At 59.0% G+C, this 26,226-nt stretch carries 22 protein-coding genes; 17 read left to right on the plus strand and 5 right to left on the minus strand.

Annotation, left to right across the window (positions count from 1 at the left end):
* The first annotated feature begins 17 nt into the window (after positions 1–17).
* The 4 genes from ORL50_RS20440 to ORL50_RS20455 all read left to right on the plus strand — a co-directional run bounded on the left by ORL50_RS20440 (position 18) and on the right by ORL50_RS20455 (position 4,598).
* Positions 18–1,379 (plus strand): DUF1329 domain-containing protein, encoded by a 1,362-nt coding sequence (locus ORL50_RS20440; protein WP_020300821.1) that lies wholly within the window; start codon positions 18–20, stop codon positions 1,377–1,379.
* Between the two features lie 209 nt (positions 1,380–1,588).
* Entirely contained in the window at positions 1,589–2,626 is a 1,038-nt protein-coding gene (locus ORL50_RS20445) for an amidohydrolase family protein (RefSeq protein ID WP_020300820.1), read from the plus strand.
* Positions 2,623–3,810, plus strand: coding sequence for a phosphotransferase (locus tag ORL50_RS20450; protein WP_082643858.1), 1,188 nt, complete (start codon positions 2,623–2,625; stop codon positions 3,808–3,810). The genes ORL50_RS20445 and ORL50_RS20450 overlap by 4 nt, the downstream gene beginning before the upstream one ends.
* Before the next feature lie 2 nt (positions 3,811–3,812).
* A complete protein-coding gene (locus tag ORL50_RS20455) occupies positions 3,813–4,598 on the plus strand; it encodes a tyrosine-protein phosphatase (protein WP_020300818.1) in 786 nt (261 codons plus the stop codon).
* On the opposite strand, the gene ORL50_RS20460 is transcribed toward ORL50_RS20455, so the two are convergent.
* Both ORL50_RS20460 and ORL50_RS20465 read right to left on the minus strand, forming a co-directional pair.
* Positions 4,595–5,479: a DMT family transporter gene (locus ORL50_RS20460; protein WP_020300817.1), complete on the minus strand. Its 885-nt coding sequence runs from the start codon at positions 5,477–5,479 to the stop codon at positions 4,595–4,597. The two genes, ORL50_RS20455 and ORL50_RS20460, sit on opposite strands and share 4 nt — an antisense overlap.
* Positions 5,480–5,543: 64 nt before the next feature.
* Positions 5,544–6,389 carry an SDR family oxidoreductase gene (locus ORL50_RS20465; protein ID WP_020300816.1) on the minus strand — a complete coding sequence of 282 codons (846 nt, stop codon included), beginning with the start codon at positions 6,387–6,389 and terminating at the stop codon, positions 5,544–5,546.
* Between the two features lie 419 nt (positions 6,390–6,808).
* Here ORL50_RS20465 and ORL50_RS20470 point away from each other — a divergent pair, with 419 nt between their 5' ends.
* The 8 genes from ORL50_RS20470 (at position 6,809) to ORL50_RS20505 (ending at position 18,048) form a co-directional block, all read left to right on the plus strand.
* Positions 6,809–8,470 carry a DUF1302 domain-containing protein gene (locus ORL50_RS20470; RefSeq protein WP_126588874.1) on the plus strand — a complete coding sequence of 554 codons (1,662 nt, stop codon included), beginning with the start codon at positions 6,809–6,811 and terminating at the stop codon, positions 8,468–8,470.
* Positions 8,471–8,500: 30 nt separating this feature from the next.
* On the plus strand, positions 8,501–9,868 hold the full coding sequence (locus ORL50_RS20475; protein WP_020300814.1) for a DUF1329 domain-containing protein: 1,368 nt from the start codon (positions 8,501–8,503) through the stop codon (positions 9,866–9,868).
* Between the two features lie 95 nt (positions 9,869–9,963).
* The gene (locus ORL50_RS20480; RefSeq protein ID WP_020300813.1) at positions 9,964–11,094 is read left to right on the plus strand and encodes a WD40/YVTN/BNR-like repeat-containing protein; all 1,131 of its coding nucleotides are present in this window, start codon (positions 9,964–9,966) and stop codon (positions 11,092–11,094) included.
* 35 nt (positions 11,095–11,129) lie between these two features.
* On the plus strand, positions 11,130–13,661 hold the full coding sequence (locus ORL50_RS20485; protein WP_020300812.1) for an efflux RND transporter permease subunit: 2,532 nt from the start codon (positions 11,130–11,132) through the stop codon (positions 13,659–13,661).
* 46 nt (positions 13,662–13,707) lie between these two features.
* Entirely contained in the window at positions 13,708–14,679 is a 972-nt protein-coding gene (locus ORL50_RS20490; protein ID WP_020300811.1) for a VOC family protein, read from the plus strand.
* Entirely contained in the window at positions 14,676–15,494 is an 819-nt protein-coding gene (locus tag ORL50_RS20495; RefSeq protein ID WP_057005042.1) for an enoyl-CoA hydratase/isomerase family protein, read from the plus strand. The genes ORL50_RS20490 and ORL50_RS20495 overlap by 4 nt, the downstream gene beginning before the upstream one ends.
* Positions 15,495–15,524: 30 nt before the next feature.
* Positions 15,525–16,346, plus strand: a complete 822-nt coding sequence (locus tag ORL50_RS20500) for an SDR family NAD(P)-dependent oxidoreductase (protein WP_032904481.1) — start codon at positions 15,525–15,527, stop codon at positions 16,344–16,346.
* A gap of 97 nt (positions 16,347–16,443) precedes the next feature.
* Positions 16,444–18,048 carry a phytoene desaturase family protein gene (locus ORL50_RS20505; protein WP_020300808.1) on the plus strand — a complete coding sequence of 535 codons (1,605 nt, stop codon included), beginning with the start codon at positions 16,444–16,446 and terminating at the stop codon, positions 18,046–18,048.
* Between the two features lie 99 nt (positions 18,049–18,147).
* On the opposite strand, the gene ORL50_RS20510 is transcribed toward ORL50_RS20505, so the two are convergent.
* Positions 18,148–18,813: a TetR/AcrR family transcriptional regulator gene (locus tag ORL50_RS20510; protein WP_020300807.1), complete on the minus strand. Its 666-nt coding sequence runs from the start codon at positions 18,811–18,813 to the stop codon at positions 18,148–18,150.
* Between the two features lie 182 nt (positions 18,814–18,995).
* Between ORL50_RS20510 and ORL50_RS20515 the strand changes: the two genes are divergently transcribed.
* From ORL50_RS20515 to ORL50_RS20535, 5 genes are all read left to right on the plus strand, one after another.
* Positions 18,996–20,273 (plus strand): cytochrome P450, encoded by a 1,278-nt coding sequence (locus ORL50_RS20515; RefSeq protein ID WP_194690347.1) that lies wholly within the window; start codon positions 18,996–18,998, stop codon positions 20,271–20,273.
* A 51-nt stretch (positions 20,274–20,324) separates the two neighbouring features.
* A complete protein-coding gene (locus tag ORL50_RS20520) occupies positions 20,325–21,356 on the plus strand; it encodes a hypothetical protein (RefSeq protein ID WP_020300805.1) in 1,032 nt (343 codons plus the stop codon).
* A gap of 166 nt (positions 21,357–21,522) precedes the next feature.
* Positions 21,523–22,311, plus strand: coding sequence for an SDR family NAD(P)-dependent oxidoreductase (locus ORL50_RS20525; protein WP_020300804.1), 789 nt, complete (start codon positions 21,523–21,525; stop codon positions 22,309–22,311).
* A 32-nt stretch (positions 22,312–22,343) separates the two neighbouring features.
* Positions 22,344–23,645, plus strand: coding sequence for an MFS transporter (locus tag ORL50_RS20530; RefSeq protein WP_126588876.1), 1,302 nt, complete (start codon positions 22,344–22,346; stop codon positions 23,643–23,645).
* Positions 23,646–23,668: 23 nt separating this feature from the next.
* Complete coding sequence (locus tag ORL50_RS20535) at positions 23,669–24,019, plus strand: nuclear transport factor 2 family protein (protein ID WP_020300802.1); 351 nt, start codon at positions 23,669–23,671, stop codon at positions 24,017–24,019.
* 43 nt (positions 24,020–24,062) lie between these two features.
* On the opposite strand, the gene ORL50_RS20540 is transcribed toward ORL50_RS20535, so the two are convergent.
* Positions 24,063–24,896: an oxidoreductase gene (locus ORL50_RS20540; protein WP_020300801.1), complete on the minus strand. Its 834-nt coding sequence runs from the start codon at positions 24,894–24,896 to the stop codon at positions 24,063–24,065.
* 85 nt (positions 24,897–24,981) lie between these two features.
* Positions 24,982–26,217 carry an NAD(P)/FAD-dependent oxidoreductase gene (locus ORL50_RS20545; protein ID WP_020300800.1) on the minus strand — a complete coding sequence of 412 codons (1,236 nt, stop codon included), beginning with the start codon at positions 26,215–26,217 and terminating at the stop codon, positions 24,982–24,984.
* Positions 26,218–26,226 lie beyond the last annotated feature (9 nt).

Consider the following 26,226-nt stretch of genomic DNA (forward strand, 5'->3'; position numbering starts at 1 on the left):
AAGCGGAGTATCTGTTTATGAAAGGACAATTTGCATGGGCGGTGGCGCTGTTGAGCATCGCCACCGCCAGCCTGGCTGCGGCACCGGCCGACCAGGTTGCACAGATCGGAAAAACCCTGACGCCGTTCGGCGCAATTATCGCGGGCAATGCCGATGGCAGCATTCCTCCCTATACCGGCGGCCTGACGCAGAGCCCGCCAGGCTTCAAGCCCGACAGCGGCTTCTGGGCCGACCCCTTCGAGGATGAAAAACCGCTGCTGCGGATCAACTCGAAAAACATGGAGCAATACGCCGACCGCTTGAGCGGCGGGCAAAAAATGCTGCTGAGTAAATTTCCCGACTACTACCTGGATATTTACCCGACCCACCGGACCGCGGCGTACCCGCAAGCGTTGCTCGATGCCTCTGTGCGCAACGCCAGTAACTGCCGCACGACCAAGGACAACCTCGCAGTCGATCCGGCATGCCGAGGCGGGCTGCCGTTCCCGCTTCCGCAGAACGGCAATGAAGTCATCTGGAATCAACAACTGCGCTACAAGGGAACGGGTTACACCACCACGGCTTCGTCCAACAGTTGGGTAGTGGATTCTCAGGGTTCGGTGACCAAGACCGCCGAGTCCGCGACCATGGAGGAGGCGCCGTACTACCAGACTCAACAGACCGATCGCGATCCGCAGTTGTACTACCGCGCCTGGGCACTGGACAGTTATCCGGCCCGCAGCGCCGGGCAACTGATCATCCTCGCTGACTACCTCGACCCGCAAAGCCAGCCACGGCGTGCCTGGAGCTACACCCCAGGCATGCGCCGCATCAAGTTGGCGCCGGAGTTCGCCTACGACACGCCGGTGCCCAACCAGGGCGGTGTGAACCTGTTCGACGAATTGCAGATGTTCTCCGGTAGCCAGGACCGTTTCGACTACAAACTGGTGGGCCGCAAGGAGATGTATATCCCGTACAACGCCTACAAGTTCTACTTCAGTTGCGGCCAGGAAGAACAGTTCAAGCCGCATCATGCCAACCCGGCTTGCGAGCGCTGGGAACTGCACCGGGTGTGGGTGGTGGAAGCGACTCTGAAACCGGGCAAACGCCACGTCTACAGCAAGCGCACCTACTACCTCGACGAAGACACGTTTGGTGCCGGCCTGTATGACGCCTGGGACCAGGGCGGGGTGCTGTATCGCGCGCTGTTCCAGAGTGGCGTGCAGCTGTACGACAAAAACCTGCCGTACACGGTAAAAAACGTCAGCTATGACTTCAACAAAGGCATGTGGTCTTTGCTCAACGATGGCCTCAAGGGCGGATATCGGGTGCACGACACGCCGTTATCGGAGCGTGACATGAAGCCTGAGTCGATTGTTTCCCAGGAGACCCAACGCTGATTTCATCGGTTGAACACGCATTTGCGGCCTGAGAGGGCCGCTTTTTTTTGTACGGATTTTATAAAAGGTAGCCCTGCGACTCATATTTAAATGAACACATATTAGAAATGTGTTTATATTATTGAGGGTGCAGTTATCCCTTAAATTGATCCGGATGCCCTGCGAGCGGGTCGTTCGGTCTGCTGGCTAATTACAACAAGGAGAACGCCATGCTGATTGATGTCCACGCCCACTTGCTGACTGAGGGCATGCTGAACCGTCACGAGTTCTGGGGGCCATTCATGAAAGTGCAGGGGCTGACCGTGGGGCATTTTTCCCTCGGCACCAAGCAACCGGTCAAAGCCGCGACGGATGCCGAAGCGCAGGCCAATATCCTCGCGCGCATGAGCCACGCCAGCCGTCGCCAGCTGATGGCCGAGCGGGGTGTCGACAAACTGGTGATGTCCACGCCGTCTCATTGCTTTATGTATTGGGCGGGAGATTTCGCTAACGAATACGCGCGCATCTGCAATGACGAGTTGTCGGCATTTTGTCGGGCTGATCCCGACCACTTCGATTTCTGGTGCCACGCCAACCTCGCGGATCCGCTGAATGCGGCCAAGGAAATTGAACGCGCAGTGACTCAGTTGGGCGCCAAGGGTGTGTGCGTCGGCGGGGCCAACTTCAATGGCCTGGAGGCTCACGACGAACGCCTGTTCCCCGTCTGGGAAAAACTCACCCAGCTGGATGTACCGATCATGGTGCATGGCTTCAATCAGTCGATTTACTGGGGCGAAAAACACACGGACGACAAGTTTGAAACCACCTCCATCGTCGGTGACTGCGTCGATGAAACACTGTTCTTCTGGTACCTGATCTGCGGTGGCGCGCTGGATGTTTTCCCGACCTTGAAAACCTACATCACCCATGCCGGTGGCATGGCGGTTTTCCAGTTGGGGCGCCTGAGCGAACTGAACCGGGCCATGGCACCGGACTCGCGCAATCAGCGTCCGTTGATGGATTACCTGCAGAACTTTTACTTCGACCTTGACGTTCATGCGCCGGGCTTGCGTCGTGGCGTTGCCGAGGTGGTGGGGGCGGAGCGCCTGTTGTACGGCACTAACTTTGGCGGGGCCTACGACCATGGCGATCTGACCGAAGGCATCGGCTTGTCCGCTGAAGACCGCGAGCGGATTCGCAGCGGTAACGCGATCGAACTGCTCAAGCTGAAGGTGCCGGCCAACGCTGGTCGGGTGCTGACGCCGTGACGGATAGCTCGCTGGGGCGGCCCTACCCGCAGCGCAGCGGACGGTTGCCACGGCACCTGAGCGAAATTACCGCAGCCTGGCTAACTCAGCTATTGCAGCCGCGTTATCCGGGCGTCGAGGTGCTGGCGTTAACGGCAGTGGAAGTTCGAAACGGTCACACCACCAAATTCCGCGTCAGGCTTGAGTTGAATGAGGTCGGTCAGCACGCGGGTATTCCTGCGCACGTGTGCCTGAAGTCGAATTGGTCCGAGGGTTTCGAGAGCGGCGATATCTGTGAGCTGGAAGCGCGCTTTTATCATTTGGCGCACGGCTGGTCCGATGCGCCACTGCCAGACACCTATCTCACCGACTGGGACGCCGATGGCGGCGGTCGAGGCGTGGTGATGATGGAAGACCTTGGTCTGGCCGCCGGGAAATTTGGCCATAGCACCGATCACCTGGGCGTGGATGGCGTCGCTCGGGGGCTGGAGTCACTGGCGACGTTGCATGCTGCCACCTGGAACAGTCCGCAGCTACGGGGCCAGGGCTGGCTGCCGGTGTCGATGGCCAACCCGGTGGACTGCGACGGCCTGCTGCGTATGTACAACTACATCAAGGTCAATCTGCGCAAACCGGAGTACCAACGCCTGTTGCCGAAATGGATGTATGAGACACCGGAGTTGTTCAGCCATGCGTTTGATGAATTGGCAGCTTTCGAGCGCGAACAGTCGTCACCCAGCTGCCTGATCCATGGTGATTCGCATCAGGGCAACAGTTTTTTACGCAGCGACGGCCAACGTATCTGGCTGGATTGGCAACTGTCGAGGCGTGGCCGGCCATGGCGCGATATCGCCTATTTTATGCTGGGGGCCTTAACCGTCGAGGAACGGCGCGCCGATGCGCAACGCCTGCTGCGGGTGTACCGCGAAAAACTGATCAGCCTCGGTGCCGAAGGCGTGCTTGACCAGGACGCTGCCTGGGAACAGTTTCGCCGTTGGCCGGTTTGGGGGATGCAGACCTGGATGTCGAATATGGATGACTGGGGGCAGGACGGTTTGCCGATGGTGGAACGTTTCTTCGCCGCTGCAGAAGATTTTGATACCGTGCGTTTGCTCACACATGGGCGTAAGCCTCGCCGTACGCCGACACTGGGGCAGGGCGCGCGTCCGTTAACGCAGGCCTATCAACATCTACTGGAGGATTGAGAATGGTCGGGCAGGAAGAGTTGCGCTTGCAGGGTGCGGATAACTTTCGCAGCCTCAAAGGTATTCCCACCGGTTGTGGTCGTCGTATCGGCGACCATTACCTGTTACGGGCAGAACAGCTGGATCGACTGACCGCTGAAGACTGGCAGACCTTGCGGCGGATCGGCCTGACAACCGTCTGCGATTTACGCAGCGCCGCAGAGCGTGAGCGTTACCCGAGCGGCGTACCCGATTCGGCTATCGCGCAACTCCACCTGGAGGTGCTTGGTGATGTTCGTGCCGACCCACGGATTGCCGCCATGCTCGCTGATAATCCAGAGACTCAGGGCGCGCGAAACATGATGTTGGAGGTCTACCGGCAACTTCCGCACCTGTTGGCGCCGTTGTTGCCAGCGCTGTTCGAGCTGTTCTCTACCCGCAATGCATCGGTGCTCATTCATTGCACGGCGGGTAAGGACCGCACCGGGGTCGCGGTGATGTTGCTGCTGCACGCACTGGGCGTCGCACCGGAGCACATCATGGCCGACTATGTGCTCTCGGCACGTCGCTTCAGTCAGCTGGAGGTGGCGCGTCAGCAGGCCATGAGCACCACGGTGAGCCACCTGGTCGGCCAAGCGGTCAGCGAGGCGGCCATTGATGCAGTGCTGGATGCCCGTCCCGAGTACTTGAATGCTGCGTATGCAGTGATCGACGCCGAGTACGGTGGACTGGATCTTTACCTGCAGCGCTTCAGTGGTTTGAGCCAGAAAGGCTTGCAGACATTGCGCGATACCTTGCTGGTCGCCTAGGTCACGACTTCGGTCACTACCCGCGCGGGTTTCCATTGCGCCAATCCAATTCCCAGTAAAATCAATCCGCCTCCGACCGCGTGGTACAGGTGCAATGTTTCCCCCAGCAACACAATCGCCAACACCGCGGTAAATAACGGGACCAGGTTCATCAGCACGGCGGTTTTTTCTGGCCCCAGGGTTTGCAAACCACGCATCCACAAGCCGGGCGCCAGCGCTGAGGCAAACAGACCCGCGAACAACACCAGCGGGACATTTGCGGTTGTCAGGGCTATCGAAGGGGCCAGCACAAAGGGCGGCACCAACAGCAGGGTGCCGCAGATTATTTGCACGTAAAGGCTTTCCCAGGTCGGCAGGGGAATCTGCCAGCGCTTGACCAGCACGCAGTACAACGCGTACGACAGCGAGGCCAGCAACATCATCAATTCCCCTTGGCCAACCCCGTGTGCCCAGAGCGAGGGCAGGTCGCCTGCGGCCAGCAACCACGTCAGCCCGGCAAACGACACCAGAGCACCGACCAATAACGTCGCGGTCGGTTGGGTATTGAGCAGGGGAAAGGCGAGCAGCACGGTGAGCAGGGGCATGGTCGCCAGGATCAGGCCCATGGAAGTGGCGCTGACAGTGTGCGCGGCGAAATAGGCCAGCGACTGGTACAGCGACATGCCGAGCAAGCCCAGCAGCCACAACTTGGGCAGGTGCGGCCGAATCTGCTGCCGCAACCGCCAGACCTTGGGCAACATCACCGGTGACAACACCAGCAACGCGACCAGCCAGCGGTAAAAGGAAATGGCTGCGGGGTCAATCACCCCAACCGAAAGGCGATTGACCACGGTACTGGCGGCCCAGATCAGCGTGGCAAGAACAGGGAACAGCAAGTTCATCACGGGGGCGCCAACGTTGAGGGTGCGCACTACGCACCGGAGAGTTTGTCGATATGTTTTGGTGTTATTCGCTGGCAGCGTTACGTGCCGCAATCGTCGCGGCAAAATCGCGTTTGAGGGTTGGAAAGTAGGCAATCTGCCCACCCATGCCGCCGGCAATGTCAATCGAGGCGGCGCTGATGAAGCTGGCATATTCACTGGCCAGGAACAGCGCCATACCGGCAACGTCTTCAGGTTTGCCATAACGCCCGAGCGGTACCACCTTCATCACCATGGCGTCGAACTCCTCGCGACTGACGCCAGGTCCCATTTCCTTGTAGTGACGATCCCATTGACCGGTATCGATCCAACCCATGTTCAGGCTGTTGACCAGGATATTGTCTTTGGGCAGTGACATGCCCAATGAGCGGGAGAGGGCGATGCACGATGCGCGATTGATTACTGAGGGAATTCCGTCGGGCGTCGGAATCACCCCGGCCAAGGCGTTGATTTCGATGATCCGTCCCCAGCGCTGTTCACGCATGAACGGCACCACCGCCTGCACGAATCGGAAATGCCCCATCTGCAGAATGTTGGCATGTTCGAGGATGACTTCCGGAGTGAGGGTGTCGAGGTTGCCGCCACGGCCTTGACCGGCGTTGTTCACCAACACATCGACCCCGCCCCACGCGTGTGCAACTTCAGCAACAAACGCCTTGACCCCCTCACTGTCCGTCACGTCGACAGCCCGGGCAATCACCGCCTGGGCGTGTTCCGCAAGTTGCGCGCCGACTTCCCGGACGTCTGACGCACTACGGGCGCATATCGCTACCCGCGCCCCTTCAGCTGCGAATGCCCGGGCGATGGCCAGACCAATGCCCCGCGAAGCGCCCGTGATGATCACGCGTTTGGCACTCAAATCAATATTCATGGTGGCTCCTCTTGTTTTTCTTCTGGCGGTTCACTGCCGTTTTACCCGCGCAACGCCAGGCGTTCTGTGGGATGGCAGGGGCTATTGAAAGCCCAAAGCACAAAAGCGTCAAAGTTTATTTGAACGTTTATCTGTTTTGTGTGCAGTATTTACCGGCGAAACGCCTTTGCTGGAACGATTCTTCACCTTGACGGGTGTGAAATTCTATATGGAGAATGCAAATCTTTATGTGGAATTTTATTTTGTGATCCGTTACGGTGACTTTCAACTGAGGAGGAAAGTGGGTCTGGATGCGTGCCAGACCTCTTCAGCGGACTGTCCAGGCGAGACATTCAACGATATTGTGGGGTAGCGCATATCGCTGGAGCGACCGTTTGAACGCACATAGCGACTGAAAATAACAATAAAAGGTAGTGTGTATGAATCATAAGACCAAGCAGAGTCGGCTGGTACTGGCTCAAGGTGCGCTTACGCTGATGATGGTTGGCGGCTCTCAAGGCGTCATGGCGCTCTCTTTCGATCTGCCGAACCCTGATTATCGCCTGCGTTGGGACAACACGGTCCGCTACAACCTGGGCATGCGGACTGACAGTCAGGACAGTCGCATCATGAACACGCCGAACTTCGACGAGTCCGACGGCAAGTTCGATAAAGGCGACATTGTTACAAATCGTCTCGATGTGTTGAGCGAACTCGACTTTTCCTACCTCAACGAGTGGGGTGGACGCCTCAGTGGTGCCGGCTGGTTTGACCAGGCCTATAACGATCACGATGTGAAAAGTAACGTTCCCGGCTACGCCACCAGCTATCACAACAATCGTTACAGCGACGAAGTGAAGCGCTACATGAACGGCCCGTCGGGAGAGATTCTCGATGCCTTTGTCTGGCGCAACTTCAACATCGGCGACACACCGGTCAACGTGAAAGTCGGTCGTCACACCAACTATTGGGGTGAAAGCCTGTTGTTCGGCGCTCACGCCGTGTCCTACTCCCAGGCCCCCAGCGATGGCGTGAAAGCCTCGACCAGCCCGGGTATCGAAACCAAGGAAGTGTTTCTGCCGGTGGGGCAGATCTCGGCCAAGGCCCAGGTCACTGATCACCTTTCGGTTGCCGGTCAATACTTCTACGAATGGGAGCCCACGCGCATTCCTTATGGGGGTACCTATTTCGGCGCGGCCGACCCTTTGTTCGAAGGTCCGGACCAACTGCCGGTAGCGCCTAACGGAGCGACGTTGCAGCGTCAGGATTCGCGCTTCGGTCGCGATGGCAAAAACTGGGGCGTGATGGCCAAACTCAACGTTGAAGAAGTCGAATCGACGTTCGGCGCCTACTATCGCCAGTTCGACGACTACCAGCCTTGGCTGGCCCCACAGGTCAAGGCAGCGCTGGGTTCGTACCGGGTTGTTTACCCGCGTGGCGTGAAGCTGGCAGGCGTCAGTTTTGCTCGGGTTTTCAACACGGTTGCGGTCGGCTCTGAACTGTCCTACCGCATGAACGGTGCCTTGAATGCCACTGGCGTCAGCGCGCTGGACGACGAAGGCCCGCGCGGCGACACCATTCACTTTATTGCCAACGCCGTTTACGGCGTGCCGCGTAACTTCATTTCGAACAACGCGACCCTAGTGGGTGAGTTCGCCTACAGCCACCTGGATCGCGTGACTGAACACGAAGAGCTCTATAAAGGTGTCGGAAAAGCCGCTTGTACCAATGCCAGAACGCCAGGTATCGCCGGGTCCGGCAGCGAGTCGGATGGCTGCTCCTCGAAAGATTATTATGCGGTCGCGGTCAACTACACTCCGCAATACATCTCGATCTTCCCCTCCTGGGACATGGATGTACCTCTCACCGTCAACTACGGCCTGCATGGCAACGCACCAACAGCCGGTGGCGGCAGCGAAGGCGCGCTGGCTTACTCCGTCGGCGTCAAACTCACTTATGCCCAGCTGTATGAGTTCGGCCTGCGTTATGCCGACACAGCGGCCCAACCGAAGAACCTGGCCAATGGCACCGTCGCCGGTAACGGCAACGTAGGCGGTGAAGACCGCGGCTGGCTGGCTTTTACCTTCAAGACCTCCTTCTGATAAATCAAACAAGAATCGGAGAACGTGTTCATGAAACGTCCACTTGCATTAACTGCCGTCCTGATGAGTTTTGCGACCTGTAGCCTCACAGCCGCCGCTGCTGGCGACGCCTCGGACCTGGGTAAGAGCCTGACGCAGTTCGGAGCGATTCAGGCCGGTAACGCCGATGGCACGATCCCCGCTTACGAGGGCGGCCTTACCACCGCTCCGGCGGGTTTCAAGCCCGACAGCGGGTTTTGGGTTGATCCGTTCAAAGATGAAAAGCCACTGTTTCGCATTGACGCCAAAAACGTCGACAAGTATGCGGACAAGCTCAGTGAGGGGCAGAAAACCCTGATCAAGAAATACCCGACTTACTACATCGACATTTACCCAAGCCATCGCACGACTGCCTATCCCAAAGCGGTACTCGATGCCACCGTGCGAAACGCCAGCAGCTGCGCGATCCAGAAAGATGGCCTGGCCGTTGATCCATCTTGCCGTGGCGGCCTGCCGTTCCCGATTCCGAAGACCGGCAATGAAGTGATGTGGAACCAGCAGGTGCGCTACAAAATCGGCACCGGCTACTCGACCACGACTTCGTCCAACAGCTGGGTAGTCGACGCCAACGGCTCGATCACCAAGACCGCTGAACAGGCGACATTCGAAGAAACCCCGTACTACCAGGTGACTCAGGCGGATCGCGATCCACTGATGTACGCACGAGTGTTCTCGCGCAACGACTATCCGGCGCGGCGCTCCGGTGAAGTGGTGGTGCTCACTGACTTCCTCGATCCATTGGCGAAGGCCCGTCGTTCGTTCAGTTATTCCCCAGGCCAGCGCCGGGTAAAACTCGCACCGGAATTTGCCTTTGATACACCCGTTGCCAGCCAGGGTGGCGTGACGCTGTTCGACGAACTGCAAATGTTTTCCGGGAGCCAGGACCGCTTTGACTACAAGCTGGTCGGTCGCAAGGAAATGTACATCCCGTACAACGCCTACAAATTCTACTTCGGCGTCGGCAAGCAGGAAGACCAGTTCATGCCGCACCACGCCAACCCGGCGAACGAGCGTTGGGAGCTGCATCGGGTGTGGGTCGTGGAAGCCACGTTGAAGCCGGGTATGCGCCACGTCTACAGCAAACGCACCTACTACCTGGATGAAGATACTTTCGGCGTCGGCCTGTATGACGCCTGGGACAAGAGCGGCGCGTTGTATCGCTCGATCTTCCTCAGCGGCGTCCAGCTCTACGACAAAAACATTCCCTATAACGTGAAAAACGTCGTGTATGACTTCAACAAAGGCATGTACGCGTTGCTCAACGATGGTTTGAAGGGCGGCTACAAGTTCATCGACAAACCACTCTCCGAGCGTGACATGAATCCTGAAGCCATTGTGGCTCGGGTCACCCAGCGCTGATGTGATTTCGCCTGTCCTGCCTGCCGGTTTGCGCATCAAGCCGGGCAGGCAGAACAGGTGTGTTTGCCACGCGGGATGGTTAAGGAATAAAAATAATGACTAGCCCTTGCCCTGCTTCTTTTCTTCTCTGCACTTCGCGTCTGCTCCTGGCAGTCGCGTTTGCGGTCGGCGCGAGCTCATTGCTGACGACGCCTGCCTACAGCGCCGTCGCGTTGTCGGCCGATTCGCTCGACGTGCCGGCGCAGCGGATCGATGAACACCTGCCCGCACCCTTGCTGTCGGTCGCCACAGCGGGCGACGCGATGATTGGCGTCGGCCTGCACGGGTTGATCCAGCGCTCCATCGATGAGGGCCGCACCTGGCAACAGGTCGATAGCCCGGTGTCCAGCGATCTTGTGCAAGTGCGGTTTCGCGACGAGCGTCATGGCTGGATCGTCGGTCACGATGCGGTGGTCATGCACACCACCGATGGCGGTCAAAGCTGGCAAGTGCAGCTCGACGGGCGCCGCTTGTTGACCTTGCTCAACGCTTACTACGGCCCACGGGCCGAACAAGGTGATGAAGCCGCAGCCCAGATGCTTAAGGAAGTGGCTATGGCCGCCAGTACCTCGGCGACGCCGGACGTGTTGGCCGCACCCTTTCTCGATGTGATGTTCGATGAGCACGGCAACGGATTTGCCGTGGGTGCCTTCGGCATGTTGTTGCACAGCACGGATGACGGCCAGAACTGGCAGCCGTGGACCGAGCGCAGTGATAACGATCGGCGCATGCACCTGTATGGACTGGCGGAACAAGCGGGCACTTTTTACATCGGCGGGGAGCAGGGTTTGCTGCTGCGTCTGGATGGTCCGCAACAACGTTTCGTGAAAATCGATACGCCCTACACCGGCACTTACTTCGGCGTCCGCGCCTTCGACGGTCTGCTGCTGGCGTACGGGCTGCGCGGCAACCTGTTTGCCAGCCGTGATGACGGCCAGCAATGGCAGCCTGTGGCAACCAATCTCAATAGCAGCCTGGTCAGCATTGTCGAGCAGGGTGATGCCTTGATCGTCGTGAGCCAGGGTGGGCAACTGGTCAGCGTTGACCGGCAGAGTTTGCAGGTCACCCCGCTGGCAGATGCGCGGGTAGGCGAGGTGTATGCAGCCAGTGCCACCAAACAGGCTGGGAGCCTGCTTGTCACGCGCTTCAGCGGCGCCAAGGTCATCGATATCGCCCAGGCCAACTAAAGCCCCCGGCACGATTCCCCTACGAGAAAGAAAAAATGGTCGAGCAAAAATTCAACAGCGGGATGCCAGTGATTGCCAACCTGGAGGACTTTGACAAAAACTCCGGTGGCTGGTTTGAACGGGTCATATTCCGTCATCGCATGGTGGTCGTCGTTGCCTGCTTGCTCGCCACTGTGGTGCTGGGCTTCTTCGCTACACGGCTGCAAGTCAATGCCAGCTTCGAAAAAATGATTCCCAGCTCCAGCCCTTACATCAAGAATTACCTGGCGTATAAAAACCAGTTGCCAGGCCTGGGCAACAGCATTCGCGTCGTGGTGGAAAACAAATCCGGTGATATCTACGACGCCGACTATCTGCTGGCGCTGCAAAAGGTCAACGACACCCTGTACCTGATTCCAGGCATCGACCGCTCCTGGATGAAATCGCTGTGGATGCCCATCGTTCGCTGGAAAGAAGTGACGGAGGAGGGCATTGATGGCGGTGCGGTCATGCCATCGGATTACGACGGCAGTGACAAATCGATCACGGCCTTGCGCCGCAACATTATGCGTTCCGGGATCATTGGCAACCTGGTGGCGAACGACGGCCGGTCGAGCATGATTGTCGCGCCGCTGCTCGATACCAATCCGCAGACCGGACAACCCCTGGATTACGGTGATTTTTCCAAGCAACTGGAAGCGCAGATTCGCTCGCTGGAAAGTGACAAAGTGGGCATCCACATTGTGGGTTTCAGCAAGCTGGTGGGCGACCTGATCGACGGCCTGTATTCGGTCATGCTGTTCTTTGGCGCATCGGTACTGATCGCCGGGTTGTTCGTCTATTTCTATACACGCTGCCTGCGCAGTACCTTGCTGCTGGTGAGCGTGGCAGTGGCGGGGGTGGTGTGGTTGCTGGGTTTGATGCAACTCCTCGGCTACGAACTGGACCCTTACTCCATCCTGGTGCCGTTCCTGATTTTTGCCATCGGGATCTCCCACGGCACGCAAAAAATGAACGGCATTCTTCAGGACATTGGCCGTGGCACCCATAAATACATTGCTGCGCGCTATACCTTCCGCCGCTTGTTTCTCACTGGCTTGACTGCGCTCCTGACCAATATCGTTGGTTTTGCCGTGCTGGTGATCATTGATATTCCGGTGATTCGCGACCTGGCACTGACCACCAGCATTGGTGTCGCCGTGCTGATTTTCACCAAGTTGCTGCTGATTCCGGTGGCGTTGTCGTACCTGGGCGTCAGTAAGAAAGCCGCGCGTATCGCCATCGCCAAAGATCAGGCCGGCGCAGAAAACCGCGGTTTTCTCGGGCGTCTGTGGAGCGGCCTGGATCGCTTCACCGAACGGCCGATGGCCACGGCGGTGATTGCCGTATCGCTGGTGGTGACGCTGATTGGCAGCGTGGTGATGATGCACCTCAAGGTCGGTGATCTGGATCCCGGTGCACCGGAGTTGCGTGCGGATTCGCGCTATAACCGCGATAACGCCTACATCACCAGCCACTACGGACTTTCCAGTGACCAGTTCGTGGTCATCATGAAGACCAACGAAGACAGCTGCCGTCTGTACCAGTCGCTGCAAAGCATGGACAAACTGGCCTGGCGCCTGCGCCAGACGCCTGGTGTACAAACCACCCAGTCGCTGGCCGAAACCGTGCGCATGATCAGCTCCGGCATGGCTGAAGGCAGCCCGAAATGGTTGAGCATCAGCCGCGACCAGGCGATCACCAACTCGGCGGTGGATGCCGCGATGATTTCTGCACCGGGCATCACCAACCAGCAGTGCTCGGTCACTCCATTGATCGCCTACCTGGCTGATCACAAAGCCGACACACTGAGCCGGGTGTTGAAAGTTTCTGAAGAGTTCGCCAAGGAAAACAACACACCCGCTGGCGCCGAGCAGCCTGTGGAATTCCTCCTGGCTGCGGGTAATGCCGGGATCGAGGCCGCCACTAACATTGAGGTAGAGAAGGGCATCATCACCATGTACCTGGCCGTGTATGGCGCTACGGCCTTGCTCTGCCTGCTGACCTTCCGCAGTTGGCGCGCAACCCTGGTGGCGCTGATTCCTTTGCTGATGACTACGATCATCTGCAAGGCGCTGATGGTCTGGTTGGGGATCGGCCTGAAAGTAGCCACCTTGCCGGTAATCGCCGTGGGTGTCGGTGTCGGCGTGGACTACGCGCTGTATCTGCTCAGTGTGCAACTGGCGGTGCAGGAACGCGGTGGAAGCCTGGCGGTTGCGTATCGCCGCTCGCTGGATTTCACCGGTCGGGTCGTGGCGCTCGTTGGCCTGACCATGGCCGCCGGGGTGATTACCTGGGCCTGGTCGCCGATCAAGTTCCAGGCGGACATGGGCATTCTGCTGACCTTCATGTTCCTGTGGAACATGCTCGGTGCGCTGGTGCTGATCCCGGCCCTCTCGCATTACCTGCTCAACCCGAAAGGCAACTCCAAGGCCGGCGTGACCCTCGATCTGGAGGACGCGCGCGCCCAACAGGAACCGCGCAAACCCGCGGCCAGCGCACCTGCACCCCAATTGACCGAGCTCGCCTTACCCCGGCGTGTCCGCTGACTAATAGCCGGGCACAGACCTGGCTGGCAACTGCAAGGAGAGAACAATGTTCGAGTTATTGATGAGTGCCGACATGATGGTTCCGGACCCGGACGGCATGACGGAAATGTTGGTCGACAAGCTCGGCATCTACAAACACGAACGCTGGCGCCAGGCGTTCGATAATCACCCGTATATTGCGCATTTCCTGCGGGTACACAAATCCCTCGCGGTGTCGCCTACGCGCATCGAACCGCAGTGGCACCTGGATCGGCCGAACCCCGGTGATCCGTTGTTCCATGACTTTCTGGAAAGCCTGAAGGATTTCCAGGGGCATCATCGGCCGATGATCACGCACTCCATCGTGCTGGCCCTGCACGGGGACAAGTTCGACGCGCTGGTAGACAAACTGATGCGTCGTCGCTTGCCTTTCCGCATGGCGCAGCGCACCCCGGAAATGCCCTTCGACCGCTTATGGCTGGGTGCCACTCCCGAGCAACCGTATTACCAGCCCACGGTGGATGGCGGTTTGTGCATTGAGATCATGCCGACCGAGCCTTTGCAGATGCCGCCGGAAACGTATCAGTTGCCACCGATGCAGCCGCGTGATCTCAAGCCCGGCGACATGGTCCGCGTCACCGCCCGTGGCTTCCTGGTACGCGACCTCGATGAAACCCTGCGTAAGGTCTCGACCAACCTCGATTGGGAACCGAGCGGGCCGGTCGAGAGCATCGGCAGCGAAGGTTACCGCCGTGCGCGTATGGGTTTCACCGTGCCGAACAGTGCCACCCTCGATGTCCTCGAGGCGACCTACTGGAACACCGACGCCGGCCACTACGTCAATAACTGGGGGCCGGGTCCGTACTACATCCGCATCGGTGTCAACGATCTGGCTGCCAAGGCCGAGGATCTGCGGTCACGCGGCACGCGGTTCCAGTGGATCGAATCCTCCGAGGCCGTCGGCGGCCGTGCGTTGATCAAGATAGACCCACAAGAACTCAATGGCCAGGTCTTCGAGTTCGAGGAGTGCCCTGTATGAGCACAGCGCAAGAACCGCAGTCTCCCGTTTTGATCAACGATGCGGTGCGCCTTGAGCGTGATGCCATGGTGGGTTGGGTGGTACTGACCCGGCCCCGGCAGATCAACGCCATCAACGACGATATTCGTCAGGGCGTGCCGCAAGCACTGGCGCTGTTGCAGCAAGACCCGGACATTCGCGTGATCGTGATTCGCGGGGAAGGTGAGCGAGGCTTTTGTGCGGGTGCTGATATCAAGGAGCGTCGTGGCCCGGAATCGAGCCTGCAAGTGCGGCAGCGCATGGAACAGGTGCGCTGGATCGAAGCGCTGGATGGCATCAGCAAACCGGTGATCGCTGCCATTCATGGTTATTGCATGGGCGGTGGGTTGGAACTGGTGCTGGCGTGTGACATCCGCTTCGCCGCGCCCGATGCCGTGTTCGCCCTGCCGGAAACCGGCCTGGGGCTGATTCCCGGCGGCGGCGGTACGCAACGACTGTCCCGAGTGGTGGCGCCGGGTCAGGCATTGGACATGTTGCTCACCGGTGACCGGGTGGGCGCCGAACAAGCGCAGCGCATTGGTCTGGTCAGCCGCCTGGCCAGCGACAACGCCAGCCTGCTGGACGAAGTACGGGCCTTTGCTCAGCGCATCGCCGTCAAACCACCCACCGCGTCGGCGTTTGTCAAACAGGCAGCACGGGCGGCGCTGGACATGGACCTCAAACGTGGCCTGGACCTGGAGCTTGATCTGTTCGCCTTGCTGGCCCCGACCAAGGATGCCCGCGAGGCGGCCCAGGCGTTCAGTGAACGGCGCGAACCGCGATTTACCGGCGAGTAAAGCGCCACTCAAAACAATAAGGAACAGAGCATGAGCACAGGAAAACTGGCAGGACGAGTGGCCATTATTACCGGCTCCGGTGGCGGCCTGGGCGCTGAGTGCGCACGGGTGCTGGCGTCGCATGGTGCAAGTATTGCGGTGGTCGATATCAATTTCGAGGGGGCCACAGCTGTGGCCCAGTCACTCCTCGCCGAGGGGCATCAAGCCTTGGCGATCGCCACCGACGTCTCCTCGGAAGACGCCGTGCGCGCGATGGTTGCTCAGGTTAAACAGCATTTCGGCCGTATCGACATTCTGCACAACAACGCGGCGATCCTGAACGCCGAGCAACGTCAGCTAGACCGCGATTTCGTCAACCTCGACATGCAGGCCTGGGACCGCGCCATCGCCGTCAACCTGCGTGGCGCGGTGCTGTGCACCAAGCATGTGATTCCGGTCATGCTGGAGAACGGCAAGGGCTCGATTATCTTCGCCACCTCGGGTCTGGGCATGCAGGGCGATATGTCCCTGACCGGCTACGCCACCTCCAAGGCGGGGCTGATGATGCTGCCGCGCATGGTCGCCTCGCAATACGGCAAACAAGGCATTCGCGGCAACGCCGTGCAGATCGGCCTGGCGCCTTCGGAACACGCCATGCCTGAACCCTTGCTCGACATCCTGCGCGACAACCACTGCACTGCCGAGCTGGGCACGCCTCGGCAGATTGCCGATGTGGTGGCGTTCCTGGCCAGTGACGAATCCTCATTTGTCACGGGCACCACGCTGGTCGCTGATGGTGGTTTCAGCAGCCACACCCCCTCCCTGGTGGCGATGCGCGCGCTGTTTGCGCAGATGGGCCGCACCGGCATGTAACCCTTGCCCGGCGCATCCCGTGCGGTGCGCCGCGGCTGATCTTTGCCGCCATAGCCGCCGCGCGCCGCTGTGGTTGAACTCGACTTGGAATTAATTGATGAACCAGAACCAAAATGCGAGCACTACGGATTTTGATGTGATCATCGTCGGCGGTGGCACCAATGGCCTTTCGGCTGGCTGCTACCTGGGCCTGGAAGGCAAGAAGGTGCTGGTTCTGGAGGCATTGGACAAGGTCGGCGGGATGGCCTCCTCGGGTTACCTGATACCCGAAGCGCCGCAGCATCTGGTTCATCCCTGTGCCCTGGACATGATGTCGATGCGCGTGCATTCCCATGTGCCAGCGGAGCTGGGACTTGATCGACACGGTTTCAAATCGATAGAGCTTGCGCCGGGGTATGTGTACTTGCATCCGGATGGCCAATCTCTGATCTTCTGGCGCGATCGCGAGAAAACCGCCGCCGAGATCCGCCGGTTCAGCAGCAAGGATGCCGAGGCGTTTCTGCAGTTCATGAAAGTCATCGACATGTTCCTCGATATCGCGCTGCCGATGATGCGTGTCGACCCGGCCAAAACAAACCTCGGCGTGAAGCTGAAAATGCTTGGCACCGCCATCAAACACAAAGCGCTGAAACCCGAGCTGATGGCGCTGATGACAGGCTCCGCGTTGCAGGCGGCACGTGAGCGCTTCGAGCATCCGGTGACCATTTCCGCGATGTGTGCACTCACTGGGCTGGCAGGGGATATCAGCGCCGATGGCGGTGGCATCTATTACGCCTTGCTCGGTTTCCTTCATCGTTTTGGCGTGGGCCGGGTATTGGGTGGCATGCAGCAGTTGAGCAATGCCATGCAGACTCGACTGGAAGAGCTGGGCGGGCAAGTGCTGGTGTCGGCCAGCGTCAGTGAAATCGTTGCCAGGGACGGTCTGATCAAAGGCGTGAAACTGGCTGATGGTCGTCAGTTCACCGCACGTGCGGTCATTGCCGGCTGCCACCCCAAGCCGGCGTTGGACATGGTTACCCGTGGTGAAATCCCTCAACACCTGCTGACCCGTATCGCCATGGCACCTGCTAACGGCAGAGGGTCGGGACCATTGAAGGTGGATGTTGCCCTGCGTGGGCAGATTTCTTTGCCGCGTTTTGCTGCCATTCGCGGCGATGGCGTGGATTTGCGTAAAACCGTCATGCTGATCGGCACCGAAGAAGCCGTGCTGGAAAACTTCGCCGCCTGCGCCCGTGGTGAAGTACCGAAGTTGCCCTATATCACCGTGGCCGCACCCAGTGCGGCCGACCCTTCACAAGCGCCAACCGGGCAGGATGTGTTGTACATCTATCCGCCGGTGATGCCGGTGAATCCCAATGAAGGTTGGGACGCGCTGCGTGAGCGGGTGGCCGACCAGGTGCAGGAACAGCTGTATGACTACATCGATGGGATCGAGGGGCAGGTGATTGGCCGACATATCGAGGCTGCTCCGGATTTTACTGCGCGCTTGAACACGGTGAATGGCTGCGTGGTGCATATCGACACCACCTCGATGCGCTCGAGCACCATGCGCCCGGCGTACGGTTTGGGAGGCGATACCTTGCCGGTGGCGGGACTGTATTTAGGGAGTGCCGGCATTCATCCGGGCGGTGGGGTAAACGGCATGGCCGGGCGGTTGGCGGCCAAGCGGGTGAGCAAGTATTTGCGTAAAAAGGCTGACTGAAGCGGGTCGCTGATTCCAAGCCCCTAAGCAACCCCCCCCTGTGGGAACAAGCCTGCTTCCACAGGGAAAGCTCATTGGGCGAGAGTGTGTGAACGGTGCTTAAACGCCGTCGACGTTTTTTTCTGCGCCCAGCGAAATACTCGCCAGCACAAAATCCGCCGAGTACTGACGCCAGGTGGCCATGCCTTGCTCCGAGTCCGTATCCAGCCCGGCAAGTGCCGACATCGAATAGCGGTTGGTGAACCAGCCAGTAGTCACCAGCGAAGCGCTGGCCAACAACAGGCGCGGGTTGATGTCTGCGCGAAAATCACCACTGGCCGCACCCCGCAACAAAATCGCGTCGAGCTTGGCGATCAGCTTCGGTGCCATTTCCAGAAAATGGTTGCGAGGTGTTTCGTGGGTGTCATGGTAGCGAATGCCTTCCAGCGCCAGGCTGCCGAGGAAGGGGTCCAGACGGTACTGGTCAAAAAAATGGTTGAGCACGGCGCGCATCGCCACTGGCGGTGAAAGCTCTTCGACATTGAGGTTGACCAGCTCGGACATGATGTTGTCCGAAGACTCATCCAGTACCGCTACAAACAGGCCTTCCTTGGAGTTGTAGTAGTGGTAGACCAGCTGTTTGGTAACGCCGGCTTCCCGGGCAATTTCTTCCACGCGCGCACCGGCCAGGCCTTTTCTGGCGAACTCCACGCGCGCTGCCGCGAGCAGGCGATTCATCGTATTGCGTTTGCCCTGTTCGCCACCTTCTCCTGCCTTTACCGCCACCTCGTCCTCCTCATGCCAGTTTTGGCCAGGTTATTCACACCTTGAAGCATTTCCCCGGGGGCCTTCGTTTGACCCCAAGTCAAACGAAGCGGACTACCGGCGCAGACACAACCACATACCATGGGTCGGCAGCCGGACAATCTTGGTGTGCAAGAAGAATAAAAACAAGACAGGAGCTCCTGATGAGCAACGAAAGCGCAGCACTGGACCTGGCAACCGCATACTCCGCTGTGTCGGACATGTATCGGGGCACCGACCTGGATATTCACGCGGTGTGCCGCGAGCAACGGCTGAAATCGCCCATCTATGAAGGCGACTTCATCACCCAGTTTGGCGTGCCGACGAATGCCGGCACCCAGCAGGGCACTCGCCCGACCTTCGCCTTGTTCAAATACCAGGATGTAATGACTGTCCTGCGCGATGGTGCGACCTATACCAGCGGTTTTATTGCCGAAGGTCTTGGCGCGTTTTTCGATGGTTTGATCATTCTTGCCATGGACGGTGACGAGCACCGTAAGGTGCGCGCCTTGCTGCAACCGGCCTTTATGCCGGAGACCGTGAACAAGTGGCGCCCGCAGATCGATCAAGTGATTCGCGAGGAGTACATCCAGCCGATGTTGCCGGCAAAGAAGGCCGACTTGATGAAGTTCGGCCTCGAGCTGCCGATTCGCGTCATGTACGCTTTGATGGGCTTCCCCTCGGATGAGCCCTCCAAGTACAAGCAATACGCCGCGTGGGCCTTGGCCATTGTCGGCGGCAACCAGATTGACCCGAGCAAAATGGTTGAAGCGCGACGTCAGGCCGGCATCGCTGTCAAAGGTCTGTACGACGCGCTTGCCGAGGTGGTGGTGCAACGTCGTGCCGAGGGCAGCCAGGGCGATGATGTGGTCGGGCGTTTGCTGCGCGCGGAGTACGAAGGGCGCACGCTGGATGACCACGAGGTGATCACCTTCACTCGCTCGCTTTTGCCAGCCGCGGGCGAAACCACCACGCGCATGTTTGGCTCGGTAATGACTTTGCTCTTGACCACGCCCGGCTTGCTGGAACGCGTCAAGGCCGACCGCTCATTGATCGGCAAGCTGATGGACGAAACCACGCGCTTTGAACCCGTGGCCACTTTCAAGGTGCGCGAAACCGCCCGGGAAGTGGAATTTCACGGCGTGAAAATCCCCAAGGGTTCGTTCGTCCAGTGCATGGTGGTGTCCGCCAACCGCGACGAAGATGCGTTTGAAAACCCTGAGGTATTCGACATTGATCGCAAGCCAAAACCCTCCTTTGGTTTTGGCTTCGGCCCGCACATGTGTATCGGTCAGTTCGTCGCCAAAGTGGAAATCAGCTGCGCTGTCAACGCCATCCTCGACCTCTTTCCCAACTTGCGACTCGACCCGAGCCAACCCGTCCCGCAGATCGGCGGAGCGCAATTGCGAGGCGTGTCCACGCTCCCGGTGATCTGGGACTGAATCACGCTGTAATCCCGTTTCCCTGCCTCAACAAAAACAACAGAGGGCATCATGAGAACGTTTAAAACCATTCCAGAACGCGGTGATTTCGGCTTTCAACAACTGGTTGGGCCGCACAAGGTCACCGGCGCTTCGATGTCAGCCGAACGCGGCTTCTTCGGCCTGCACCTGAGCAAAAGTTCGCCGTTCGGTTCTGTGCGCGATGAGCAAGGCAACATTTACTCATTCGTACGGTCGCTGATGGCGCCCAATGGCACCCCCAACCCAACCAAGTTCTTCTACCTGAACAATCACGTCGATAACGTCAACCTGCGCATGGACCACGAAAAAATGGCCCGCCAGGCGCTGACACCACTGCCGGTACACAGCCTGGAAGGCGATGTCGCACGTTGGGCCAGCCACCCGGGCGAACCCGGCAACTCTTGGGAGATCACCGCCAGCAGCGAACGCCTGACCTGGAAGGAAGAAGGCCTGTTTCACCTCGAAGGCCGACTGCTTGGCCCAGGTTTGCAGTGGTACCTGCCAGGCGTGGAATGGGGCACCTTTTATGTTTCGCAGTTGTGGGATATCGCCGGTGTCTGCGAGGGGCGTCCGGTGAAAGGCGCCATGGCGCTGGACCAGTTCTACATGGCCGAAGGCGGCGCCATTCACTTCAAGAAAGACTTGGTGGTGAACAACAACAAGCATGTGATCTGGTGGTCCTTCGTCACCGTTTATAAAGATGGCACCTGGGATACCGGCTCTTTCATGGTCGGTCACGACCACTTGGGCTACGCCATTTTCAACAATGAAAAAGGCGAGGTTCGGGTCACCACCGATATCGAAGGAAACACCGAACACAAGGACGGAAGCTACTTCCTCAAATCCGCGAAAATCGTGCTGGAAGGCAAGGAAGAGTGGGAGTTTTTGCCTGATGAGAAGGGCGAGATGATCGACTTCGTCGGTGGCTTCCCGATCACTGCGCAGCAGGAAGGCCGTTGGCGTCGGGTTGGCGATACCCGTGAGCCTTCACACTGGCTGGGCTGGGGTGAATCGGACCGGCGTAATGGCTCGGCCCGCAATGTGCCAGGCAAAGACCTGTAAACAGTTGACCGAAACCTTTACCCCTGTAGGAGCTGCCGAAGGCTGCGATCTTTTGACTTTGACTTTTGAAGGCAAGATCAAAAGATCGCAGCCTTCGGCAGCTCCTACAGGGGAGCGTACGCGTTGTATCAGTAGCCTCCACCAATAACAACAATGAGGAATCACGATGAAATTCCGCGACAAAGTCGTGCTGGTCACCGGTGCAGGTCGAGGCATGGGTCGCGCCATTGCCCTGGCCTATGCCCGAGAAGGCGCCAAGGTGGTGGTGTCGGCACGCACCGCTCGATACGGTGAAGAAACGATCGCACAGATCAAGGCCCTGGGCGCGCAAGCCTGCCTGGTCGGTGGCGACATCGCCGACCGCGAGGCGATCAAGTCAATGGTGCAAGATGGTGTAGAGCACTTTGGTGGCCTGGACATCGTGGTGCATTGCGCTGCCGATACCAGTCACGGGCTGATCGCCGAAATGGCCGATGATACGTTTGATCACATCGTTCGCAGCAATATTCAATCGTTGTTCTGGTTGGCCAAGGACTGCGCACCTTATCTGTCGAAAGCAGCCGACAAAGGCCGGCTGATTTTCATCTCGTCCGGCGAAGCCAACCGCAAATACACCCCTCGCCTGATTGCCTATGGTTCCAGCAAAGCCTTCATGAATGCCTTCGCCCGCGGCCTGGCGGTGGAATTCGGTGCCATGAATATTCTGGTCAACGTCGTCGAGCCCGGACTGATCGGCACTGATCACATGCTCGAAACCCTGGGCAATGAACTGCCGCATAAACTCGCTGCACATTTCCCGGTAGGGCGTCTGGGCGAGTCCGCCGACATTGCCAACGCCGTGCTGTTTCTGACCTCCAACGAGGCTTCCTATATCACTGGCACTTCGCTGCTGGTGGATGGCGGCGCCACCATGATCGCGCTGCCCAAGGTCGAAGAAATCCTCAAGGGCCATTAATCAACCCGCACGTCCGCGATGGGAGTCAGGTCATGACATCGGATACACGCAGTAGCAACACCACGGCCCACGCCGGCAATGATTTTTCCGAGTTCAAGCGCGGCTGGCGCGTGGTTGTCCTGGGCCTGTTTGGCATCTGCACCAGTATTACCGCTGCGTTGCTGTACGCCTTCGGCACCCTGGTGATTCCGCTGGAACAGGCGTTCGGCTGGAGCCGGGGCGACTTGCAGGCCTCCATCACCTTTCTGTTCGCCGGTGTGGCGATTTCCACGCAACTGGTCGGCTGGCTGTACCGTCGGTTCGGGCTGCGCCGGGTAGCGATTGTTTCGATCGTGCTGCAGATCGTCGGTTACTTTGCGATCACGCGGATTGAGGGTTCGATCGGCTGGTTGTACCTGGCGTTTTTCAGCATGCCGATCATTTGTGCCGGAACCATTGCGATCACCTGGACGCAACTGGTCAACCTCTGGTTCGAGCGTAACCGTGGTTTGGCGCTGGCCGTGATTCTGTGTGGCACCGGGCTGATGGCGATGATTCTGCCACCGCTGTTGTCGCGGCTGATTGCCGCCTACGGTTGGCAAGCCGGGTTTATTGCGCTGGGGGCGATGCCTTTGTTGTTTACGTTGCCCTTGTCATTGATGTGGCTGCGCATGCCGGCGCTGCTCACCAGTCCTGACGCGACAACGCAGAAGGAACTTCCGGAGCTGTCCGGCATGTCCTTCAAACAAGCAGTGCGCTCAGGGATGTACTGGGGCTTTAACGTTGCATTGATATTGTCGGTGTCGTTGACCGTCGGCATGGTCACCAACATGGTGCCGATGCTGCAAAGCAAGGGCCTGAGTGCGCAGCAAGCCAGTCAGATCTTCAGTACCTTTGGTATTTCCATCATCGGCGGGCGCTTGTTGGTGGGTTATCTGCTGGACCGCTATTCACCTTCAGTAGTGGCCGCCGTGAGCCTGGCGCTACCCGCATTGGGCTGCGCGATCTTTCTCTTTGGCGGGGCGCAAAACACACCGTTGCTGGTGCTGGCGACCCTGTGCATCGGCGCCAGTGCCGGAGCTGAGTTCGATCTGGCGGCATTCCTGATGGCGCGCTATTTCGGCTTGAAAGACTACGCGCGGATATTTGGTCTGCACCTGTGCCTGATCACCATTGTCTCCGGTCTGGTACCCATGCTGTTCGGCCATCTCTATGACCTGTACGGCAGCTATTCCGCTGTGCTGGTGTGCTGTTTCTGCTGCGCCATTGTCGGCCCGACCATTCTGCTGTGGTTGAGAATGGAGCCAAAATTCCTCGCCCGTCAGCAAAACCTCCAGCTACGACCACATGCCTGAACCCACTTGAGGATGAACGTGAAATGAGCATGGACAAACACACCATCGAGCACTTTCTGCACGGGCAGATCGACTGCTGGAACCGGGGCGACAAAGACGGCTTTTTCGCTCACTACCGCAGCGTCTCGGCCAACGGCTTGAGTATCGAATACGTCGGCAAGCCCCAGGCCGATGCCTGGCAGGTACTGGAAGGCATGTGGGCGCAGCAGCAACCGAAGATTCGCGTTGAAGTGCGCCAGTGCATCGTCAATGGCAATGAAGCGGCGTGCCATCACCTGAACGCCTTTCGCGAGCAGGAAGGCGGTATCGAGACGATCGAGTTGTATCGGTTTGAAGAAGGAAAGTTGTCCGTACGTTACTTCATCAACCAGTAATCGTTGCGCACAGCCTTGTCAGAAAGGCTGTGCGCGTCGTCGCCTAGACGCCATCGGTGGAATGGGACAGCTGCTGCCATTGCTCGATTTCCGCGAGCATCCTGTTGAGCTTGTCGCTGACCTGCTGATAAGCGTCTGAACCCGCCAGGTAACGCAACGGTGGATGTTCGCTGTTGGCCAGGAGCACCAGCGCATCGCCCAGTTTAGCCGGGTTGCCGGTTTGCTGATGGTTGTAGGCGGCCGAAGCGCCTTTGACCTTGGCGGTGAATGCAGCGTAATCCTCCAACCCGCGTGTACCGAAGACCGCGGAGCTGGGGTCGAGAAAGTCGGTACGGAAAACCCCGGGCTCCACCAGCGTGACCTTGATCCCGAACTGCGCCACTTCCTGGGCCAGGGATTCGGAAAAACCTTCCACAGCAAATTTAGACGCGCAGTACAGCGCCGCACCACCCATCCCGACCATGCCACCCATTGAAGACACGTTGAACACCCGGCCACTGCGTTGCTGACGCATGACAGGCAGCACGGCGCGGCAGACGTTGAACACACCGAACACATTGGTCGCGAACTGCTGGTCGGCGTCGCTGGCGAAATTGTCTTCAAACGGCGCCAGTTGTCCATAACCGGCGTTGTTGACCAGCACATCGATTCGGCCAAAACGCGCCACGGCAGTTTCTACGGCAGCCAGTGCCTGGGCTTCGTCGGTCACATCCAGGGCCACTGCCAGCACGCGTTCGCCGTACTCGGCAAAGACAATTTCCAGCGGTTCGATACGCCGGGCGCTGACCACCACGCTGTCACCATCAGCCAATGCGGCTTTGGCAATGGCAGCACCCAAGCCTCGGGCCGCACCGGTAATAAACCAGACTTTGTTCATTGCATCGCTCCAGTCGTTGTGCAAAAAAATGCCGCGTCAGCTTTAAGGCGGGCGCGGCAGCGGGTGTGAAAGATCAGTACGACGTTCAGTCGCGGTTGGCCGCTTCCCAAGCTTTCAGATCGAACCCGTCAGTGGCGGCCTCAACTGCCGTCAGCTTGGGCGCGCGAGCAAGAATCTTGCGCGCCGCCATGTGATCGCCCATGCGATTGCAGGACTCCACGGCCACCAGACGGTCATTGCGGAAACACAGCACAGACGCTTGATGTTCTTCGACTGAACCGAGCACGACGGTACTGTCATAGCCATGCGAGAGTCCGGCGATCTGCAGTTTCAAGTTGCCTTGATCGGTCCAGAACCAGGGCAGGGCGCTATAAGGTGCCGGTTTACCCATCAAGCGTGCAGCCACTGTGCGGGCCTGGTCGATGGCGTTCTGCACCGACTCGAGGCGGGTGTGTAACTCATTGTTTTGCAGGCACGGGAAGCTGGCGACATCGCCTACCGCGGAAATTTGCGGGTCAGAGGTCAGCAGGCTGGCGTCCACCTTGATGCCGTTCTCGATGTCCAGACCGGCTTCAGTCGCCAGCTGCGCATTGGGAATCACACCGATACCAAACACCACCAGGTCAGCAGGGAGTGCACGTCCGTCACCGGTTTGTACCGCGCACACCTTGCCGTTATCGCCGTCGATGCGGCTTAAACCCTGGCGGAAGTCAAAATGGACGCCCCACGCTTCATGGGCCTGGCGAAACAATTCCGACATTTCCCGCGACACGGCACGAGCCATGGGACGCTCGCCCAGCTCCAGTACGTGCACATTAGCCCCTAGGGCAGCGGCCACCGCCGCAAACTCGAGGCCGATAAACCCGGCTCCAATCACCACCACGTTGCGCGCTTCTTTCGCCAGCGGCGCCAGGGCGTCGGCATCGGCTTTGGTTTTGATACCGAACACTTGCGGCAACTCTGCGCCGGGAACCGGCAGGGGGCGGTTGTGGGCTCCGGTCGCCAGTACCAGATGGTCGTAACTGACAGCAGCACCCGAGGCTAACACCACGCGTCGGTTCAGGCGGTCGATCGCGGTCGCCTGGTCATGCAGCAGTTCAATGCGCTGGGTGGTGTAGAAATCAGCAGGACGAAACAGCAGATTGGTCGCCTGGATCTTGCCGAGCAGATAGGCTTTGGACAATGGCGGGCGCTGGTAGGGCAGGCCTGGCTCATCGCCGATCAGGGTGATGCGCCCGTCAAAGCCTTCCTGGCGCAGGGAGGCAGCGACCTGAAATCCGGCCTGGCCAGCACCGACGATAACGACTGAGGCGAGGGTCATGGGAACTCC

It is taken from the genome of Pseudomonas sp. RIT-562 (assembly GCF_026241895.1).
Classification (GTDB): domain Bacteria; phylum Pseudomonadota; class Gammaproteobacteria; order Pseudomonadales; family Pseudomonadaceae; genus Aquipseudomonas; species Aquipseudomonas mandelii_F.